Below are 258 nucleotides of genomic sequence, written 5' to 3' on the forward strand. Positions count from 1 at the left end.
GCCGTGGATCTCAGCATCACAGAGGGCCGGACAGGCCAGGCCATCTCGATCTCTGGGGCTTTTGCCGTGGTTACCAGCTTGCTGGTCGCCGGCCTTACGCGCCGGATCGACGGCAAGCTTGTCGTGACCGGCTTCACGGTCCTCCTGATCGCTTCCCGTCTCGCGGTGACCTTTGCGCCTAACTTCGGGAACGGCGATGTCGATGAAGCCGACCGCACCGAGCGGGCTATCGGAATAAACCAGCGTCATGCCGTCTTC

At 62.8% G+C, this 258-nt stretch carries 1 pseudogene; it reads left to right on the top strand.

Going from position 1 to position 258, the window contains the following annotated elements:
- Positions 1-258, top strand: a pseudogene (locus AC0L2O_RS37040) (hypothetical protein); the annotation flags it as partial.

Source organism: Bradyrhizobium sp. Kon10, assembly GCF_055807395.1.